General features: G+C 67.9%; 15 protein-coding genes. 6 read left to right on the top strand and 9 right to left on the bottom strand.

Translation table 11 applies throughout. The features are described from left to right. Positions 1-111 precede the first annotated feature (111 nt). Positions 112-1,035 (top strand): mechanosensitive ion channel family protein, encoded by a 924-nt coding sequence (locus tag SX243_18210; protein ID MDY7094911.1) that lies wholly within the window; start codon positions 112-114, stop codon positions 1,033-1,035. Between the two features lie 234 nt (positions 1,036-1,269). On the opposite strand, the gene SX243_18205 is transcribed toward SX243_18210, so the two are convergent. The 4 genes from SX243_18205 to SX243_18190 all read right to left on the bottom strand — a co-directional run bounded on the left by SX243_18205 (position 1,270) and on the right by SX243_18190 (position 7,432). Next, positions 1,270-3,024: a hypothetical protein gene (locus SX243_18205; protein MDY7094910.1), complete on the bottom strand. Its 1,755-nt coding sequence runs from the start codon at positions 3,022-3,024 to the stop codon at positions 1,270-1,272. Then, positions 3,024-4,463, bottom strand: a complete 1,440-nt coding sequence (locus SX243_18200; protein ID MDY7094909.1) for a sulfatase — start codon at positions 4,461-4,463, stop codon at positions 3,024-3,026. The genes SX243_18205 and SX243_18200 overlap by 1 nt, the downstream gene beginning before the upstream one ends. Positions 4,464-4,524: 61 nt before the next feature. Then, positions 4,525-5,559 carry a 2-oxoacid:ferredoxin oxidoreductase subunit beta gene (locus SX243_18195; protein ID MDY7094908.1) on the bottom strand — a complete coding sequence of 345 codons (1,035 nt, stop codon included), beginning with the start codon at positions 5,557-5,559 and terminating at the stop codon, positions 4,525-4,527. Beyond that, the gene (locus SX243_18190) at positions 5,549-7,432 is read right to left on the bottom strand and encodes a 2-oxoacid:acceptor oxidoreductase subunit alpha (protein MDY7094907.1); all 1,884 of its coding nucleotides are present in this window, start codon (positions 7,430-7,432) and stop codon (positions 5,549-5,551) included. Before SX243_18190 ends, SX243_18195 begins: the two co-directional genes overlap by 11 nt. 336 nt (positions 7,433-7,768) lie before the next feature. Between SX243_18190 and SX243_18185 the strand changes: the two genes are divergently transcribed. Together SX243_18185 and SX243_18180 are read left to right on the top strand one after the other, a co-directional pair. Continuing rightward, positions 7,769-8,050, top strand: a complete 282-nt coding sequence (locus SX243_18185; protein MDY7094906.1) for an iron-sulfur cluster biosynthesis family protein — start codon at positions 7,769-7,771, stop codon at positions 8,048-8,050. A gap of 55 nt (positions 8,051-8,105) precedes the next feature. Further along, positions 8,106-8,843, top strand: coding sequence for a lytic transglycosylase domain-containing protein (locus SX243_18180; GenBank protein ID MDY7094905.1), 738 nt, complete (start codon positions 8,106-8,108; stop codon positions 8,841-8,843). A 14-nt stretch (positions 8,844-8,857) separates the two neighbouring features. Here the strand turns inward: SX243_18180 and xerD are convergent, their stop codons facing one another. The 3 genes from xerD to SX243_18165 all read right to left on the bottom strand — a co-directional run bounded on the left by xerD (position 8,858) and on the right by SX243_18165 (position 12,658). Then, positions 8,858-9,805 carry a site-specific tyrosine recombinase XerD gene (gene xerD, locus SX243_18175; protein ID MDY7094904.1) on the bottom strand — a complete coding sequence of 316 codons (948 nt, stop codon included), beginning with the start codon at positions 9,803-9,805 and terminating at the stop codon, positions 8,858-8,860. A gap of 306 nt (positions 9,806-10,111) precedes the next feature. Continuing rightward, the gene (locus SX243_18170) at positions 10,112-11,383 is read right to left on the bottom strand and encodes a LeuA family protein (protein ID MDY7094903.1); all 1,272 of its coding nucleotides are present in this window, start codon (positions 11,381-11,383) and stop codon (positions 10,112-10,114) included. 195 nt (positions 11,384-11,578) lie between these two features. Continuing rightward, entirely contained in the window at positions 11,579-12,658 is a 1,080-nt protein-coding gene (locus SX243_18165; GenBank protein MDY7094902.1) for a 3-isopropylmalate dehydrogenase, read from the bottom strand. 149 nt (positions 12,659-12,807) lie between these two features. On the opposite strand from SX243_18165, the gene SX243_18160 reads away from it, so the two are divergent. Then, positions 12,808-14,073, top strand: coding sequence for a DUF819 family protein (locus SX243_18160; protein ID MDY7094901.1), 1,266 nt, complete (start codon positions 12,808-12,810; stop codon positions 14,071-14,073). Here the strand turns inward: SX243_18160 and SX243_18155 are convergent. Continuing rightward, positions 14,070-14,279, bottom strand: a complete 210-nt coding sequence (locus SX243_18155) for a hypothetical protein (protein ID MDY7094900.1) — start codon at positions 14,277-14,279, stop codon at positions 14,070-14,072. The genes SX243_18160 and SX243_18155 overlap by 4 nt on opposite strands. Continuing rightward, positions 14,276-15,058, bottom strand: a complete 783-nt coding sequence (locus tag SX243_18150) for a DUF2071 domain-containing protein (GenBank protein ID MDY7094899.1) — start codon at positions 15,056-15,058, stop codon at positions 14,276-14,278. The genes SX243_18155 and SX243_18150 overlap by 4 nt, the downstream gene beginning before the upstream one ends. A 189-nt stretch (positions 15,059-15,247) precedes the next feature. Between SX243_18150 and SX243_18145 the strand changes: the two genes are divergently transcribed. Then, a complete protein-coding gene (locus tag SX243_18145) occupies positions 15,248-17,050 on the top strand; it encodes a M28 family peptidase (protein ID MDY7094898.1) in 1,803 nt (600 codons plus the stop codon). Then, the coding region (locus tag SX243_18140) for a mechanosensitive ion channel family protein (protein ID MDY7094897.1) at positions 17,047-18,421 on the top strand (1,375 nt) is incomplete at its 3' end. The genes SX243_18145 and SX243_18140, both read left to right, overlap by 4 nt.

Genomic DNA, 18,421 nt, shown 5'->3' with positions numbered 1-18,421 from the left:
CAACCCTTGGCCCCTTCCCGCGAACGCGGTGAGCGCCGACGGGTGATCCGGGCCCTCACCTCTCTCTTCGGTTAGGGCTTCTCCGACCGAGACCTGAGGACCGCCACTGCCATGACCGATATCTTCGACCAGCTCTGGATCCAGCTCGAGGACAAATTCCGCACCTTCATCGAGCAATTGCCCATCGCCGCCGGCATCCGGGCGGCCTTCATCCTCCTCTTCGGCGCCCTCCTGGCGCGTTGGATCAGCGCCACCGCGGTGCGCCTGCTGAGCCGGATTTCCGACCGCCAGCAGCGGCTGCTGATCCGCCGCCTGAGCTATTGGGGGGTCTTCGGCCTGGCTTTCATCTCGGCGCTGCGGGAGCTGGGCTTCGACCTCAGCGTTCTTCTCGGCGCCGCCGGCATTCTCACCGTCGCCCTCGGCTTCGCCTCCCAAACCTCCGCCTCGAACCTCATCAGCGGCCTCTTCCTCTACGGCGAGCGCCCCTTCGTGGTGGGCGATCTCGTGCGCATCGGTGGCACCACCGGCGAAGTGCTCACCATCGATCTGCTCTCCACCAAGCTGCGCACCTTCGACAACCTCTTCGTCCGCATCCCCAACGAGAACCTGATGAAGGCGGAGGTGGTCAACCTCACCCGCTTCCCCATTCGCCGCGTCGATCTCCAGGTGGGCGTCGCCTACAAGGAAGACCTGGAGAAGGTCCGCAATGTCCTCTTCCAGGTCGCCGAGGAAAGCCCCCTCTGCCTCCAGGAGCCCGAGCCCCAGCTCTTCTTCGGCGCCTTCGCCGACTCCGCCGTCAACCTCCAATTCTCCGTCTGGGCCGAGCGCGAGCGCTACATCGAGCTCAAGAACCACATCGCCTTCGACGTCAAGCGCGCCTTCGACCAGGCTGGCATCGAGATCCCCTTCCCCCACCGCACCCTCTACACCGGCTCCATCACCAACCCCATGCCGGTGCGCATGGTGGGCGGGGAGGCTCAGTCCCTGCAAGCGGACGAGCCCGAGGCAGTGGCTGCCCAAGACGGGGAAGACTAGAGACAGGCCCAACCAGAACTCGGGTACCCCCTGCGGAATCGAGACCTGGGAGCGCCAACCAGAACTTGGGTACCCCCTGCGGAATCGAGACCTGGGAGCGCCAACCAGAACTTGGGTACCCCCTGCGGAATCGAGACCTGGGAGCGCCGGCTTCCAGCCGGCTCCGGCCTGTTTCGGGACAGCAAACCAACAAGTGGGTACCACCCCCTGAAAAGCCCGCCTCAGCTCGCGAGTTCAGCCCCGTCGCCGGCAGATCACCGCCCCGTCCCCAAACGGCTCCTGACACTCGAAGAGGCGCCGGAACTCGGGGCGTTTTTGCAGGCGAGTCCAGAGCTTCCCGCGTTTGGGATGATCCAGGAAAGGCCCGGAGAGATAGATGGCGTCGATGGGGACCAGGTCGCGGTCGAGCTCCAGCACCGCAGCGACGCGACGGCCCTTGGAGTCGCGGGTGTGATGGAAGCGGACGCTGCGGCGGCCGGTGTACCAGGTCACCTGGGCCGAGCGGTCGGAGAAGATCACCGCGTCCGGATCGGTGGCGGCCTCCAGGGCGGCCATCTGCTCCAGGTCGAGCCGCACCTCGCCCTTGCGTGCGACCTTCTGAAGCGACGCCGCCAGCGCCGGTGGGTTGGCCAGGACGACCAACAACCCCGCCGCCACGACGCCCCGCAGGCTCAAGCCCCAGCCCCGGGAAGAAGACTTATCCCTCGCCGTCCCGGTCCACCGCTGGACCACCGCCACCGCCACCAACATCATCGCCGGCAGCAGGTGGTAGTAGTAGCGTGGTGGATTGACGTCGGTGAGATTGCACAGCAGGGCGTTGGCGACGAAGGCGCCGCACACCACCACCGCCGTACGCTGCAGTGGACCGCCCCAGCGGCGGCGGAAGGCAAGCCAGGGTAGGAAGGCCAGAAGGAACGTGGCACCGAAGGTGGGATAGCCCCGCAGGGCCTTTTCCCCATTGTGCACCCACTTGTCGATCAGGGCTCTCGGGTGGGCGCGGGCGTACTCCAGCGGCGGCACGAAATCCCGTACCCAGCGCAGGGAATAATCCTTCTTCGTCTCCCCCTTCACCGCACCGGAGGGCACCAGATAATAGGTGTGGAGGGAGAAGGTGGGCTTGCCGGTGAGGGCGAGATTGCGCACCATCCACGGCGCCATCACCAGCAGCAGGCCGCCCAGCAGCAGACCGCCCAGGGCGGCGCGCTGGCGCAGCAACCTGCGGGTCGCCGGATCGTCCCTCAATCCCTGCCGCAGCTCCTTCCAGCGCATCCGCCGCCACGGAACCTGCTTCCAAGGGATGAGGGCCAGGAGCAACACCGGCACCACCGTCACCGCGTTGGTGCGGGAGAGCACCGCCAGCCCGAGGGCGGCGCCGGCCAGCGCCCCGCGCAGCAGCTTCCGGGAGTCCACAGAAGCTACCGGATCGGAAGAAGGAGGCGCCAGCGGTCCGCCGGGACGCCACAGCCAATAGAGAGCGAGGGTCACCCACAGAGCCACCCAGGCCTCGGGCATTCCCGCCTGGACGTTGTAGAAGAGCTCGCCGTTGAAGGCCACGAGAGCACTGGCGGCCACCGCCGGCCACGGGCCCAACGCTCTCCGGGCCCACAGGTGGAGGACGCCGGAGGTGGCGGCGAGGGCGGTGATGCCGTGGGCCACCACCACCCCGCTGGTGGCGCCGAAAAGCAGGAAGAAGAGCCCCAGGGTGAGGGCCGGCAGCGGAAAGCGATGCAGGTTGGGCCAGGGCTGGTCGAGGAGATCGTGCTCCCCCAGGAAGCGCAGGTGGAGCGCGTAGATGGCCTGGCGCGAGGCGAGGCCGTTGCCGGAGGCGAACTCGCGGCCGATCTGAGCGTAGTCGAGGCCGTCGTTATGCCACAGCTCGATGCCGGTGGACCAAGCGAAGGACGCCGCCACCGCCGCCGTCAGCACCGCCGCCAGCAGAGCTGCCAGCAGATCCGTTTTCAGGGTCGACCGTCGGCTTCGGCCCGGCATCAGAGATACCCCAGCGAACGCAGCTCCTTCTCCAGCTCGTCGTCGTCTTCACGCAAGAACTCCGGCGCCCGGCGCACGACCCGTTCCCTCACCTCGGTCTTGAAGCCCGCCACCGCCTCGGCGTCGGGAGCCAGGTTGTCCAGCTGCCGGGGATCCTGCTCCATGTTGTAGAGCTCCTCTCCGGCGGTGCCGTCGACGAACCACAGGTCACCGCGTATGGCCGCCGTCAAGGCGGGAATCTCCGGTACCGGGTTGAGTTTGGTCTTGACGCCGTCCTTCCACCAATGGGAGTGCTCCATGGCGAAGAAGGTCCGGCGCCCCACCGGCGCCGCCTCCCCGGAGAGCGCCGCCGCGAAGGATTGGCCGTCGACGTCCGGAGCGCACTCCGGCGCCACGCCGAGGACCTCCGCCAGGGTCGGCAGCATATCCACCAGCGACACCGGCGTCGGGTCGTCTGCCGGCTGGACCCCGGGACCGGCGACCAGCATGGGAATGGTCACCACGTCGGCATGGACGCGCCCTCCGTGGTGCATGCGCTCGATCTCCGGCGCGAAGCCCTCCCCGTGATCCGAGAGCAGCACTACCAGCGCCGTATCCTCGTACCCCGCCTTCTCCAGCGCCTCCATCAGCAACCCTAGCCGCTCGTCGATGTGCTCCACCTCCGCCCGGTAGAGGTCGCGCATGCGCTGCCAGACCTCCGGCGAGCAATCCTCGCGGCCGTCGAGGCATTTCCGATAGCTGCGCTTGTTCAGATCGTCGAATTCCGGCAGCCGCTGACGAGCCCAGCGGTGGGCGCGGAAGAAGTCGTGGACGATGTAAGTGTGGACAAAGAGAAAGAGAGGCTCTTCCGAATTCTGGGGACGCTCGGCGAGGAAGCGGATGGCCCGCTCGAAGGCCAGCCCGGTGCGCCGCTCCTTGAGCCGCCAGAGCTCGTCGGTCTCGCCGCGGCGTAGCGCTTCGGAGCCGTCCTGGTAGAGGTCGAAGCCGCGATCGAGACCGAACTTCTTGTGCAAAAAGCCACCGCCGGTGAACGCCGCCGCCTCGAAGCCCTGCTGCTTCAGACACTCGGTGAGTAGGCGAGCGTCAGGGCTGACCTTGCGGCCGCCGGCGATGGCGCCGTGGCGGTCGGGGTAAAGCCCGGTGAACAGGGAGGAATGGGCCGGAAGAGTCCAGGAGGCGGTGGACCGGGCACGGGAAAAGCGCCGCGCCCGCTGCGCCAGGTGATCGAAGTGGGGCAAGGCCCCGGCGTCCGGGTTGAACGCCGGCAAAGCCTGCTGGTTGAGGGTGTCGATGGAGATGAGGATCAGATCCTGAGGCTTCGGGGGCTCTGGGCTGCAGCTCAGCAGCATCCCCGACAGCGCCCCGAGCCCCAACCCGAGACAGCACGCCCGCACCAGAGCCTTTCCCTGCCGAGCTACCCCGTCTCGAAGCCGGGACACCCGGTGGTTCGACAGCGGACTCGAGGGCGAAGGCGGTACCGAAAGTTGAGGCGACCGAACCTCAGGCGCCATCTTCGCCGGCCCTCACCTCCCAGGTATCTCCCGTGTGGAGCAACTCCTCCAGCGTGCCCGCTCCCCGACCGGCGACCTCCTGCTCGATCTGCGCGATCACCCCGGCCTCATAGGCAGGAGCCGGCACTGAGCGGAAGACGCCCAAGGGCGTGGGCAGGTGCGGCGGCAGCACCTGACTCATGAGGAAGGCCAGGGACGGATTCTCCACCGTCTCGTCCCACACCAGGCAGTCGTCTTCCGTACCGCCGACCCCCAGCTCGAAGGTCGCCAGCTGCGCTCCCTCCAGCCGCACGCCGTAGCGGGGCTCATCCCCGAAGGTCACCGGCTTGCCGTGCTCCAAATACAGCGAGGCCTGCTTGCGGGTCTCCTTGTCGGTCATGTAGGAGAAGGCCTTGTCGTTGAAGATGTTGCAGTTCTGGTAGATCTCGATGAAGGCGCTGCCGGGATGATCCGCCGCCCGCTGCAGGATGGACTTCAGGTGCGGCTGGAAGATGTCCACCGAGCGGGCCACGAAGGTGGCGCCGGCGCCGAGGGCCAGGGAGAGGGGGTTGAAGGGGTTGTCGACCGAGCCCACGGGCGTGGACTTGGTGCGCTTTCCCCGCTCGCTGGTGGGCGAGTACTGCCCCTTGGTGAGGCCGTAGATGCGGTTGTTGAAGAGCAGGATCTTGACCCCGACGTTGCGCCGCAGCACGTGCACCAGGTGGTTGCCGCCGATGGACATGGCGTCGCCGTCGCCGGTGGCGATCCACACCTCCAGCTCCGGCCGCGCCATCTTCAGCCCCGTGGCCACCGCCGGCGCCCGGCCGTGGATGGTGTGGAAGCCGTAGGTGTCCATGTAGTAGGGGAAGCGGCTGGAGCAGCCGATGCCCGAGACTACGACGAATTTTTCCTTCGGGATGCCCAGGTCCGGGAACACCGACTGCACCGCCGACAGGATGGCGTAGTCGCCGCAGCCGGGGCACCACCGAACCTCCTGGTCGGATTGGAAGTCCTTCTTGCTCAGGGTGGCGGTTTCAGCGGCCATGATCGGCTCCTTCGAGGATGTGACGGATGGCGGTGAGAATCTCTTCGCGGCCGAAGGGGCGGCCCTCCACCTTGGGCATGCTGTCGATCTTGCGCAGGTAGAGCCCCTGAATCAGCAACGCCAGCTGCCCGCTGTTCATTTCCGGCAGCAGCACCCGGTCGAAGCTATTCAGCAGCTCCTCCAGGTCCTGGGGCAGCGGATTCAAATAACGCAGGTGCGCATGGCTGACCTCCAGCCCCGCCTTGCGGGCATGGTTGATGGCACCGGTGATAGCCCCCTTGGTGCTGCCCCAGCCGAGGACCAGCAGCTTGCCGCTGCGCGGCCCGTCCACCTCCATGGGCGGCAGGGTGCGGGCGATGCGGGCCACCTTCTCCGCCCGCAGATGGGTCATGCGGGCGTGGTTGGCGGGATCGTAGGAGACGTTGCCGCTGCCGTCCTCCTTCTCCAGACCGCCGACGCGATGCTCCAGCCCCGGAGTGCCGGGGATGGCCCAGGGGCGGGCCAGGGTTTCGGGATCGCGGACATAGGGAGCAAAGCCTTCCGGATCGCTGCGGAAGCTGCGGTGCAGATCCGGCAGATCCTCCACCTTGGGCAGCTTCCAGGGCTCCGAACCGTTGGCCACGTAGCCGTCGGACAGCAACATCACCGGCACCATGTGCTGGATGGCGATGCGGCAGGCCTCGAGGGCGACCTCGAAGCAATCCTTCGGCGACGAGGCCGCCAGCACCGGCATGGGGCTGTCGCCGTTGCGGCCGAAGAGGGACATGAAGAGATCGCTCTGCTCGGTCTTGGTGGGCATGCCGGTGGATGGTCCGGCGCGCTGGATATTGCACACCACCAGCGGCAGCTCGACCATCACCGCCAGATTGAGGGCCTCGGACTTGAGCGCAATGCCCGGGCCGCTGGAGGCGGTCACCGCCAGCGCGCCGCCGAAGGAAGCGCCGATGGCGGCACACACGGCGGCAATCTCGTCCTCCGCCTGGAAGGTGGTGACGCCATAGCTCTTGTAGCTTGCCAGCTGGTGCAGCAGCTCGCTGGCGGGGGTGATGGGATAGGCCCCCAGGAAGAGCGGCAGCCCACTGCGGCGGCTCGCCGCCACCATCCCCAGGGCCAGGGCGGTATTGCCCTGGATGCTGCGGTAGACGCCGGGCTCGAGCTTCGCCGGCTCCACCCGGTAGCGCACCTGAAAGAGCTGGGTGATGTCGCAGAAATTCCATCCCGCCTTGAGCACCTTGACGTTGGCCTCGGCGATCTCCGGCTTCTTGGCGAATTTGCGCCGCAGCCAGTCTTCAGTGCTCTCCAGCGGCCGGCTGAAGAGGAAATAGACCATCCCCAAGGCGAAGAAGTTCTTGCACCGGTCCTTCTCTTTGTTGGTGAGATCGGTGTCCTCGAGGGTGCGCCGGGTCAGGGTGGTGAGCTCGACCTTGAACAGGCGGAAGCCATCCAGGGAGCCGTCCTCCAACGGATTGACCTCGTCGTAGCCGGCCTTCATGAGATTGCGCGACGAGAATTCGTCGGTGTTGACGATGATCACGCCGTTGGGCTTGAGGTCCCCGAGGCTCTTCTTCAGCGCCGCCGGGTTCATCGCCACCAGCACGTCCGGAGCGTCGCCGGGGGTGTGGATATCGTAGTCGGCGATGCGCACCTGGAACGCCGAAACCCCGGGTAGGGTGCCGGCGGGGGCGCGGATCTCCGCCGGGAAATCCGGCAGGGTCGACAGATCGTTGCCGATGAGCGCCGAGGTGTTGGTGAACTGGGTACCGGTGACCTGCATGCCGTCGCCGGAATCGCCAGCGAAGCGGATCACTACCTCGTCGAGCTGCTGCCGGTCGGCGGGGGCTCCGGATTGGGGATCGGAAACGCGGGTCGTCATATCGGACTTACCTCCCGCAGGAGCCACGGCGAAGGTCGCCGGAGGGGGCGCGCCGCCCGGTGGAGCCGGGTCGGGCATGGAGGCTCTCAGGCCTCGTCGTGGTCTTGCGCTGGAACTCGCGAAGTGGGTGCATGGTTCACAGTTTCTCGGGACGGATCGATAAACCTGGAGGGCTCCGCGACGGAGGCTCTCAGGCTGGCGGCGAGAGCCCGGAGACACCACCGATCCCGAGGAAAACCAGCTGGCATCGTACCAAAGCCGGAGCGCCTTTGTCACAATCGACCCAGGCGCCGGAGACCTCCCTTCAGGCCGCCGAGCCTGCTAAGCTTCCCGGCTGTGGACATCACTCTCTCCCCCGCCGCCATCGATGCCGCCCGCCGGGACCTCGCCCCGGGGCAGCGCCTGCGCATCGCCTTCGCCGGCGGCTGCGGAGCCTTCGGTTTCCGCCTCCACGCCACCACCCGAGGCGACGAGGACGACCTGCCCCTGGAAGTCGAATCCATCCCCCTGCTCCTCGACCGCATGGCCGCCCGGGAGCTCGACGGTGCCCACCTCGACTACGACGAGGACGAGGGCTTCGTGATCGATCATCCCCAATGGGGCACCGCCTGCGGCTGAGTCTCTCTAGGACGCTTTTCGGGCCTCGGTCGTACAATAGGGCGAGAGCTTTGCCATGAGACTCTTCTATCCATCCCCCGTCTGCATCCTCACCGCCTTCGCTCTAGGCCTGTTGGCCATGCTGGCTCCCAGCCCGGCGGGCGCCGAGCTGGTGGTGCTCACGGACGGCAATTTCTTCAAGGTCCAGAGCTACGAGCTGAAGGACCAGAAGATGCGGTTGGAGCTGGCCACGGGGGGCGCGGTGACCCTGCCCCTGAGCCGTATCGAGCGGGTGGTGGATGACGAGATCGTGCCGCAGGAAGAAGCGCCGCCACCACCGGCGGTGGGTTTGGAGCTGCAATTCGCCGACCACCACGGAGTCCCGGAGACTCCTTACGGCGAGATCATCTTCGCCCATGGCCGTGATCACGGCGTCAATCCGGAGCTGGTGGCGGCGGTGATCCGCCACGAATCCGCCTTCAACCCCCGCGCCGTCTCCCCCAAGGGCGCCCGCGGCCTGATGCAGCTCATGCCCGCCACCGCTCAACGCTTCGGCGTCCGCACCGACGAGCTCTTCACTCCTCAGCGCAACATCGAGGCCGGGGTGCGCTACCTCAGCTGGCTGGTGAAAAAGTGGGGCTCCGACCTGCCCAAAGTCCTCGCTTCCTACAACGCCGGTGAAGGCGCCGTGGCGCGCTACGACGGCGTCCCTCCCTACCGCGAGACCCGCAACTACATCCGCCGCATCTACAAGACCCTGGGCCTCTCCGACGATGAGCTGGCCGGCGCTCTCGCTTCCCACACCGCCCGCTGAGCGCCCTCAGATTCTCAAGCCCGCGGATGGAAGCGGTCGTAGAGACTGCGCATGCGGTGCTGGTGAACGTGGGTGTAGATCTCGGTGGTGGCGATGTCGCTGTGGCCGAGCATGGCCTGGACGGCGCGCAGATCGGCACCGTGCTCCAGCAGGTGGGTAGCGAAGCTGTGGCGCAGGACGTGGGGGGAGACCTGGGGTAGGTCGACGCCGCGGGCGTAGCCTTTGAGGATCTTCCAGAAGCCCTGGCGGGTCATGGCGCCGCCGCGGTGGTTGACGAAGATCACCGGGTGCCGCTTGCGGGCACCGCTCTTCGATTGCATCAGCTGCGGGCGCGCCTCCAAACGGTACCGAGCCAGCCAACGGTCCCCCTGCTCCCCCAGGGGCACCACCCGCTCCTTGCCGCCCTTGCCGGTGAGGAGCAGGAAGTCCACCTCCATCAGCCCGTGCTCGTTGCGTCCGCGCCCCGGCAGACCGTGGAGATGGCTCTCCTCCAAACCCACCAGCTCACTGACCCGCAGGCCGGTGGCGTAGAGCACCTCGATCATCGCCCGGTCCCGCAATCCCAGGAGCGTCGAGACATCCGGCGCCGCCAGCAGCGACTCTACCTGTTTGGAGGTCAGAACCTTGGGCAGGGGCCGCCCGGTGCGCGGCCGCACCAGATCTTCCGACGGATCATCCGAGCGCTCTCCCGTCTCCACCAGGTAGCGATAGAAGCCCCGCAGCGACGAAGCCGCCCGATGCACCGTACGCGGCGACAATCCATGGCGGGTCAGCCGCCGCAGGTGCCCCGCCAAGTCTCCGCGCTCGGCGCTCAGCAGGTCGGTGCCCTCCTCCTCCAAGTCCTCCACCAACCGCTCCAGATCCCGCCGATAGCTCTCCACCGAATTCACCGCCAGGCGACGCTCGGTGAGCAGGGTGTCCAGGTAGGCGTCGAGGACTCGGCCGGAAAAGGATGTACTCATAGAGTTCTGAAACCGCCAGCGGTGGGCTGAGAGCAGTCGGAGATCAACCTAGGGAATTAAATAGCCAAAGCCACGTCACGGGAGGTGTTCCTGTTGGAATCCTGCGAGGACTCCGAGGCGCCCGGCGCAGTCGAGAGTCGTAGCGGAGAAACGCGCGGAACTGTCTGAGCGGCAGCGAGTTTTCCGCGCGCCGCTACGGCTCCACCGACTGCGTCGGCCAGCAGCGCCGAGGCCTGAGCGGATTCCAACAGGGACACCTCCCGCGCTGATCAAGGGCGAAGCCCACTTCCCTGCCCTCCCACTTCACTACCCCACCGCGGTCGCCGAGGAGCTCTTCCAGCGCTGGCAGAGGGTGCGGATCTCGTCCTCTTCGAGCACCCGCAGGGCGGCTTTGGCGTGCTCGCGGATGCGCGCCACCAGCTCTTCGTCGGCCTCCAGGCCGTGCTCCTCGAGCCAGAAGACGATGTTGGCGTCGCCGCTCATGGGACCGACCTCGATCTCCTGGTGGCGCCCCACCAGGCTCGCGGGCACCGACGAGTAGACCCGATCCGCCAGCCACTCATCCCCCTTGCGGCGGGCCTTGACGATGGCCGAGGCGTGGACGCCGGTGCCGGTGCGGAAGGCGTCCCGGCCCACCACCGGGTAGTTGTCCGGCAGTGGGATGCCCGTGGCCTCCGCCACCAGCTGGCAATATTCGGGTAGGCGGGTCAGGTCCCGGTCGATCCAGCCCAGGAGCTGGAAATTGATCAAGAGCATGTCCATGGGAGTGTTGCCCACCCGCTCGCCGATGCCCAGGGCGGTGGCGTGGAGACGGTCGGCGCCGGCCTCCGCCGCTGCCAGGCTGTTGGCCACCCCCAGGCCGCGGTCGCGGTGCCCATGCCAATCCACCGCCACCTCTTCCCCGGTGGCGTCCACCACCTGGCGCACGAAACGCACCAGATTGCGCGCCCCCGCTGGCGTCGCATGGCCCACCGTATCCGCCACGCACACCCGCCGGGCACCGGCCTCCACCGCCGTGGTGTAAAGGCGCCGCAAATCTTCCGGGCGGGCGCGGGTGGTGTCCTCGGTGACGTAATTGACCGGCAGCCCCAGACTCACGGCGTAAGACACCGCATCCTCGGTGACCCGCAGCAAATGGTCCAGATCCCAATCCTCGGTGTACTGACGGATGGGGCTCGAGCCCAAGAAGGTGTCGGCGAGGATGGACACGCCGGAGCGCTGGGAGATCTCGGCGATGCGCTCGATGTCCTGGCGCACGGTGCGCGCGGCGCAGCTGGGAAGCAGCGGCAGGCGGGCGGCGGAAATCTCCCGCGCCAACCGCGCCACATCCGCCTCCATCCGCGGCCCCGCCGCCGGCAGGCCGATGTCCACGCCCTCGATGCCCAAGTCCGCCATCAAATGCAGCAGCCGCAGCTTGTCGTCGATGCTCGGCGATTGTGCCGATGGCGACTGCAGGCCGTCCCGCAGCGTCTCGTCGTTGAGCTCCACCGACGGCCGGGCCGGGCTTTCCGGGCCTTCGGAGCGATTCCAGTCGTAGATCAGGTCGGAGCTTCGAGGATGTGGGTGTGCAGATGCCATGGAGTCTCCGGAGAAAAAAGAGTACTACATCTGTAGGTCTGTACGAATTGGAGACAAGGGGAGTTTTGATCGAGGCGGAGAATTTGATCCAGGCGGAGAAATACGCCTGCGGGGCCGGTGGGCTGTGGGCGAGCTGTGGGCTGTGGGCTGTGGGCTAGGGGCTGCGGCGAGAGTCGTGTGCTGATGCGAGATCGCTCAGGCGAGAGCTTCCGCCAAAGCGTCCCCCACCTGGACGGTGGTGAGGGTACCGCCGAGATCCGAGGTCGTGCGGCCCGCCCGCAGCTCCTGGGCCACCGCCTCCTCTACTGCCGCCGCCGCCTCGCCGTGCCCCAAGTGGTAGAGCATCAGCGCCGCGGAGAGCACCGCCGCCGTGGGGTTGGCCAGGCCTCGGCCGGCAAGCTCCGGGGCGGAGCCGTGGACCGGCTCGAAGAGGGATAGCCGGTGGGGATGGAGATTGGCGGAGGCCGCGAGCCCCAGGCCACCCTGGAGCGCCGCCCCCAGATCGCTGAGCAAGTCTCCCAGCAGATTGTCCGCCACCACCACCTCGAAGTCCCCGGGCTGAAGCACCAGCTCCATGGCCACCGCGTCGGCGTGGGCCGCCCGCGCTTCCACCTCCGGATACTCCGCCGACACCGCCTGGAAGCAGCGGTGCCACAGGCCGTGGCCATGTTCCAGGGCGTTGCTCTTATGGGCCAGACACAGCCGCCGGCGGGGCATGATGGTGGCGTGCTCGAAGGCCGCCCGCAGGATGCGTTCCACCCCCTTGCGGGTATGAATGGCCTCCTGGATGGCGATCTCGTCCGCCGTTCCCGGCTTGAAGCTGCCGCCGGCGCCGACGTAGGCGCCCTCGGTGTTCTCGCGGAAGATGGCGAAGTCCAAATCCTCCGGACCGCGGTCCTTGAGGGGACACAGCCGGGCGTCGTAGAGGCGCACCGGGCGGAAGTTGACGTAGAGGTCGAGGCGGAAGCGCAAGCCCAGAAGGATGTCCCGGGCGTGGACGTTGCTCGGCACCCGAGGATCGCCGAAGGCCCCGGCGAGGATCGCTGCATAATCCTCCTGCAGGGTCTCCAGAGCCCCCTCCGGGAGGGTCTCGCCGGTGTCCAGGTAGTGATCGGCGCCCCACGGCAGGGTGGCCAGCTCCAAGGGCAGCTCCCAACGCCGGGTCACCACCCGCAGCACCTTCTCCGCCTCCGCCAGCACCTCCGGCCCAATGCCGTCACCGGGCACCAGGGCAATGCGCTGGGGTCTCCTCTCTCTCGGTGCAATCTCGCTCATCGCCGGGGAATCTAGCACAGGGCTCGAACGCGCATTGGCGAAAGCACTCCTCTTGCACCGCCCTACCTCTCCATGATGGACTTGCGCGGCCCGCACGCCACCGAAGATTCACCTCGGCCATCCTCGGCCCTACCCGGGAGGAGCGACCGATGCAGGAAGCAGCGCCCCTATTCACCAACGACGCCATCGTTTTGGGAATCCTCATGGGGCTCCTGGCGGCGGTCTTCTACACCTCCAGCAGCAAGCATCCGGGATGGCAGAAGTTCTACTCCATCATCCCGGCACTCCTACTCTGCTACTTCCTGCCCTCGGTCTTCTCCACCCTCGGCATCATCAGCGGCGACGAATCCAACCTCTACTTCGTCGCCTCCCGCTACCTGCTCCCCACCAGCTTGGTGCTCCTGACCCTGAGCATCGATCTGCCGGCGGTGCTGCGGCTGGGGCCGAAGGCGGTGATCATGTTCTTCACCGGCACCGCCGGCATCCTCTTCGGCGGGCCTTTGGCGATCCTCATCACCTCCTGGATCAACCCCGACATCGTCGGCGGCAGCGGCCCCGACGCGGTGTGGCGAGGCATGACCACCGTCGCCGGCAGCTGGATCGGCGGCGGCGCCAACCAGACCGCCATGAAGGAAGTCTTCGAGGTCGGCGACGACCTCTTCTCCGCCATGATCGCGGTGGACGTCATCGTGGCCAATATCTGGATGGCGGTGCTGCTCTTCTGCGCCGGGCGAGCGAAGCAGATCGACCACTTCACCGGTGCCGACGCCTCCGCCATCGACGACGTCCAGCGGCGGGTGGAGGAATACCAGGCCCAGGTGCGCAAGATCCCCACCCTCGCCGAGACCATGGTGCTGCTGGCGGTGGGCTTCGGAGTCACCGCCCTGGGGCACTTCGGCGCCCAGCTCATCGTGCCGATGATGGAGCGCCTGGGGGAGAGCGTCCCCTTCATCCAGCGCGCCAGCCTCACCAGCTCCTTCTTCTGGATCGTGGTCATCGCCACCACCGCCGGCCTCATCCTCTCCTTCACCAAGGCGCGGCGCCTGGAGGGTGTCGGTGCCTCGCGGGTGGGCTCGGTCTTCCTCTATGTCCTCATCGCCTCCATCGGCATGAAGATGGACATCACCGCGGTGTTCGAGAACCCGGGGTTCTTCCTCGTGGGAGCGATCTGGATGAGCATCCACGCCGGCCTGATGCTGGTGGTAGCCTACGTCATCAAGGCGCCGGTCTTCTTCATGGCCGTGGGTAGCCAGGCCAACGTCGGCGGCGCCGCTTCGGCACCGGTGGTGGCCTCCGCCTTCCACCCCTCCCTGGCCCCGGTGGGCGTGCTGCTGGCAGTCTTCGGCTACGCCCTGGGAACCTACGCTGCGTGGGCCTGTGGCCTGCTGATGCAGGCGGTGGCGGGCGGCGGCTAGCCGCCCAGTCGGCGGTCGCGGCGCTCGCGCAGCTCGAAGACGGCCATCAGCACGCCTACCACCGCCAGAGCCACGGCGAGCATCAGCGGCGCCTCCGAGCCTCCGGCGAGGCCCAGGGCGTCGATGAGCCACAGCAGGGCTGCGAAGACCAGCACGGTACCGGCGGCGCGGAAGGACTGGGTACTGGAGCTCTCAATACGGTTCATTCGGCTCTCCGGGAACAATGTTCCAACCCCTGGCGGCGGCTGGCGGCGGGTTGGGGTACGCCGGGCTGCAGCCGCAGCCGCGGCTTGAGGGAAAGGTCGTAGCGCAGCGGCAGGTCGGGGAAGAGGAAGGCCGACTCCACCTGCGGCCAGGGGCTGCCTCCGAGGGGCAGGCAGGCTTCCAGCAACGCCCCCTCCGCCACCCGCGCGGACATGGGCCATGGATCTACCTCCGGAATCTCGGTGGCGACCCGCCGGAACCCCTTGCCGGTGCGGAAATAGCTTCGCCGCCGGCGCCGGAAATACTCCACCTGCTGGAAGAAGTCACCATTGCGGGAAGCCTCCGCCGGAGGTCCCTGACAGGCCTCTACCCGCAATCGGGCACCATCCTCCACCGTCCAGCTCCAGCTCTCCGCGCCGAGATCCGCCGAGGGACGGTCGAAGGCCAGCCGCGCCGTGGCCACCGGCTCCCGCCCCAGCAACTTGGCGGCGGGAAAGACCCACGTCGGCACCAGCACGCGGCGCAGCAGCATCGACGGCACGCCATCGCCGTCGAGCACCGACAGGGCGAAACTGAATTGAGGGTAGGAGAAGCGCACCATGGGCACCGCCGCCAGGCGCACCCCCTCGTGGAAGAGGAAGAGGGCGGTGACCAGCACCCGGCTCTCGCCGTCGATGGCGTGGATCTCGTAGCGGAGCGGCAGGGGTAGCGGCGGCAGCGCTTCCGTCGGCACCGCCCAATTGAGCAGCAGACAGTCGCGAACGATGGTGCGCAGGATCATTGCCGGATCGATTGCACCGCTGGTTTCGGCCCCGGAAACCGCGGTGGACACTCCTTCGCCGACCATATCCCGGGGCGCAGAAGCTCGCAAGGAGCGAAGGGGAAAACGAGGACGGCATCCCCTGCCGGCGCCGTCTCTCTGGTACATTTTGCCTTTGGGCCTTCGACCACCGATCCCTAGGAGAATTCTGTGACGCCGAACTGGAAGATATTTCGCCGCCCCCGCTTCAGGAGCTTCAGCCTCCTCCCCACCGCCCTCGCCTTCGTCGCCATCCTCGCCGCCGGCCTGCTGCTGACCGCCTGCGCGCCGCCGGCGGAGGCTCCCGGAGACGCTTCCGCAGACTCCGCTTCCCAGCCCGCGACCGCAGAGCCGGTGCCGGAGGTGACGGAGGCGGTACGCCAGGCCGCCGAGACCGTCACCGCCGAGGGCATGCTGGAGGACGTGCTGGTCCTCTCCGACGACAAATTGCAGGGGCGCGGGCCGGGCAGCGAGGGCGATACCGCCGCCCAGGAATACATCGCCCAGCGCTTCGAAGAGGCCGGCCTCGAGCCCGGTGCCGCCGACGGTGGCTGGTACCAGCCCTTCGACATCGTCGGTATCACCTCCGAGGCGCCGGAGACCTGGACCTTCGAGACCCCTGAGGGTCCCCTCGCTTTCGACTTCTGGGACGAGTTCATCGCCTCCAGCGGAGTACAGGAAGACACCGCCGCCATCGACGGCGCCGAGGTGGTCTTCGTCGGCTACGGCATCCGGGCGCCGGAGCACCAGTGGGACGACTACGGCGACGCCGACCTCACGGGCAAGGTGCTCTTGATGCTCAACAACGATCCCGATTGGGACCCGGAGCTCTTCGAGGGCGATCGCCGGCTGTACTACGGTCGCTGGACCTACAAATACGAGATCGCCGCCGAGGTCGGGGCCGTGGGCGCCATCATCATCCACACCACCCCCTCCGCCGGCTACCCCTTCCAGGTGGTCCAGACCTCCTGGACCGGTCCCCAATACGAGCTCCCCGCCGGCGACGAGCCGCGCATCCAGGTAGCCGGCTGGCTGACCTACGACGCCGCCCAGGAGCTGGTCACCGCCGCCGGCAACGACCTGGCGGCGCTGGAGGAATCCGCCCGCAGCCGTGACTTCCAACCCGTGCCCTTGGGGGTCAGCACCTCCCTGGAGCTCACCAACACCCTCGAGCGTACCCAGACCGGCAACGTCCTGGGCCTGGCTCCCGGCAGCGATCCCGAGCTCGCCGACGAGGTGGTGATCTTCACCGCCCACCACGATCATCTGGGCGTCGGCAGCCCCAACGCCGACGGCGACCGCATCTACAACGGCGCCCGGGACAACGCCACCGGCGTCGCCCAGATCATCGCCATCGCCGAGGCCTGGAAGGCCTTGCCGGAGGCGCCCAAGCGCAGCGCCCTCTTCCTCGCCGTAGGCGCCGAGGAGCAGGGCTTGCTGGGCGCGAAGAAATACGCCCAAGACCCCTCCTTCCCGCCGGGTCGCATCGCCGGCAACCTCAACTTCGACGCCGGCAACATCTTCGGCCCCACCGAAGACCTGCCCCTGGTGGGCTTCGGCAAGTCGAATCTCGACGAGGTGGCGGTGGCGGCGGCGGAGCTGCAGCAGCGGGAGGTCATCGGCGAGATCGATCCGACCCTCGGCTCCTTCTACCGCTCGGATCAATTCGCCCTCGCCAAGATCGGCGTGCCGGCGCTCTACTTCGGCCAGGGCAGCCGCTTCCGGGAGCCCGGGCCCAACGCCAGCAAGGAGGCGGTGGAAGCCTGGACCGACGTCCACTACCACCAGCCCAGCGACGAGGTGAGCGACGATTGGGATCCCCGCGGCCTGGTGGAGGACGCCCAGCTGGGCCTCTTCGCCGGCTGGATGGTGGCCCAGCGCCAGCAGCTGCCGGCGTGGAACCCGGGAGATGAATTCGAGGCGGTGCGCCTGGAGGCCGTAGAAGCGGTGACAGCCACGGAGGCCGCTGATTGAGCACGCTCCCCCGCCGTCAGCGCTTCCCTGAGCTGCTGACGGCGGCTCCTCGGCTACTGCGGACAGCGTTGCTACCGGCGCTGCTGGCGGCCCTGCTGACAACGCTGCTGGCAGCGCTCCTCGCCAGCCCCTCCCCCATCGCCGCCCAGGAGCCCGCCGCTCCGCCGGTGGGGGTCCCCGAAGAGGTCCCGCCCGCCGCGGAGGCGCCGCCACCGGCTCCCCTGAGCGAGGACGCCCGCCTCGGCCGGGAGGTCTACCGCCGGCTGGAGCAAATCCCGGATCTCCAGGACTGGCACGTCGAGGTCACCGACGGCGTCGCCCAGCTCGGCGGTACCGCCCTCACCGCCGCCGCCCGCGACCGGGCGGAGCAGACCGCCCGGGACACCATCGGCATCACCGCGGTGGACAACCGGCTGACCCTGCCGCCGAATCTCGAGGAACGGGTGGTGCAGCCGCTGCTCAAGCTCGAGGAACGGGGCCGGGCCGTCATCGGCTACCTGCCGCTGCTGGCGGTGGCGGCGCTATTGATCCTCTTCTTCGCCTGGCTGGCGGCAGCGGTGGCGCGCTGGGATCTGCTCTTCCGCCGCGCCGACAACCCCTTCGTCCAGAACCTCAGCCGCCAGCTGGTGCGCGCCGCGGTCTTCTTGGTGGGTGTGCTGCTGGCCCTGGAGATCCTCGACGCCACCGCCCTGGTGGGCGCGGTGTTGGGTACCGCCGGCGTGTTGGGTATCGCCATCGGCTTCGCCTTCCGGGACATGGCGGAGAATTTCATCGCCAGCGTCCTCCTCAGCCTGCGCCAGCCCTTCGCCCCCAACGATCTGGTGCGCATCGACGATCTGGAGGGCAAGGTGGTGAGCCTCACCTCCCGCGCCACCATCCTCATGACCCTCGACGGCAACCACCTGCGCATTCCCAACTCGCGGGTGTTCAAAGGGGTGATCCTCAACTACACCCGCAACCCGCTGCGGCGTTTCGATTTCGGTGTCGGGGTAGGGGTCGAGGAGGATCTGGTGGAGGCCCAGCGTCTGGGCATCGAGACTCTGCGCAAGACCCCGGGGGTGGTGGGCGACCCGGAGCCCTGGGGAGTCATCGACCAGCTGGGGGACTCCAGCGTCGTGGTGCGCTTCTACGCCTGGGTGGACCAGCAGCAGGCGAGCTTCGCCAAGGTGCGCAGCGAGGCGATCCGGCTGGTGAAGCTGACCCTGGAGGATGCGGGCATGGACCTGCCGGAGCCCATCTACCGGCTCAAGCTGGAAGGCAGCGGATTGTCCACGGCACCGCCGAAGCCGGCCCCGAAGGCCGTGCCCGAGGAGAGCCAGGCGGCGCGCAAAGCCCCCGCGGCCCCAACCCCCCAGCCGAGCCCGCCACCGG

This window comes from Acidobacteriota bacterium (genome assembly GCA_034211275.1).
Taxonomy (GTDB): Bacteria; Acidobacteriota; Thermoanaerobaculia; order Multivoradales; family JAHZIX01; genus JAGQSE01.
This window is presented reverse-complemented; position numbering and strand designations above follow the sequence as displayed.

Bases quoted from the DNA above. Each gene is read 5' to 3' on its own strand.
- SX243_18210 (MDY7094911.1), top strand. From the start codon at position 112: ATGACCGATATCTTCGACCAGCTCTGGATCCAGCTCGAGGACAAATTC.
- SX243_18205 (MDY7094910.1), bottom strand. From the start codon at position 3,024: ATGCCGGGCCGAAGCCGACGGTCGACCCTGAAAACGGATCTGCTGGCA.
- SX243_18195 (MDY7094908.1), bottom strand. From the start codon at position 5,559: ATGGCCGCTGAAACCGCCACCCTGAGCAAGAAGGACTTCCAATCCGAC.
- SX243_18190 (MDY7094907.1), bottom strand. From the start codon at position 7,432: ATGACGACCCGCGTTTCCGATCCCCAATCCGGAGCCCCCGCCGACCGG.
- SX243_18180 (MDY7094905.1), top strand. From the start codon at position 8,106: ATGAGACTCTTCTATCCATCCCCCGTCTGCATCCTCACCGCCTTCGCT.
- xerD (MDY7094904.1), bottom strand. From the start codon at position 9,805: ATGAGTACATCCTTTTCCGGCCGAGTCCTCGACGCCTACCTGGACACC.
- SX243_18170 (MDY7094903.1), bottom strand. From the start codon at position 11,383: ATGGCATCTGCACACCCACATCCTCGAAGCTCCGACCTGATCTACGAC.
- SX243_18165 (MDY7094902.1), bottom strand. From the start codon at position 12,658: ATGAGCGAGATTGCACCGAGAGAGAGGAGACCCCAGCGCATTGCCCTG.
- SX243_18160 (MDY7094901.1), top strand. From the start codon at position 12,808: ATGCAGGAAGCAGCGCCCCTATTCACCAACGACGCCATCGTTTTGGGA.
- SX243_18155 (MDY7094900.1), bottom strand. From the start codon at position 14,279: ATGAACCGTATTGAGAGCTCCAGTACCCAGTCCTTCCGCGCCGCCGGT.
- SX243_18150 (MDY7094899.1), bottom strand. From the start codon at position 15,058: ATGATCCTGCGCACCATCGTTCGCGACTGTCTGCTGCTCAATTGGGCG.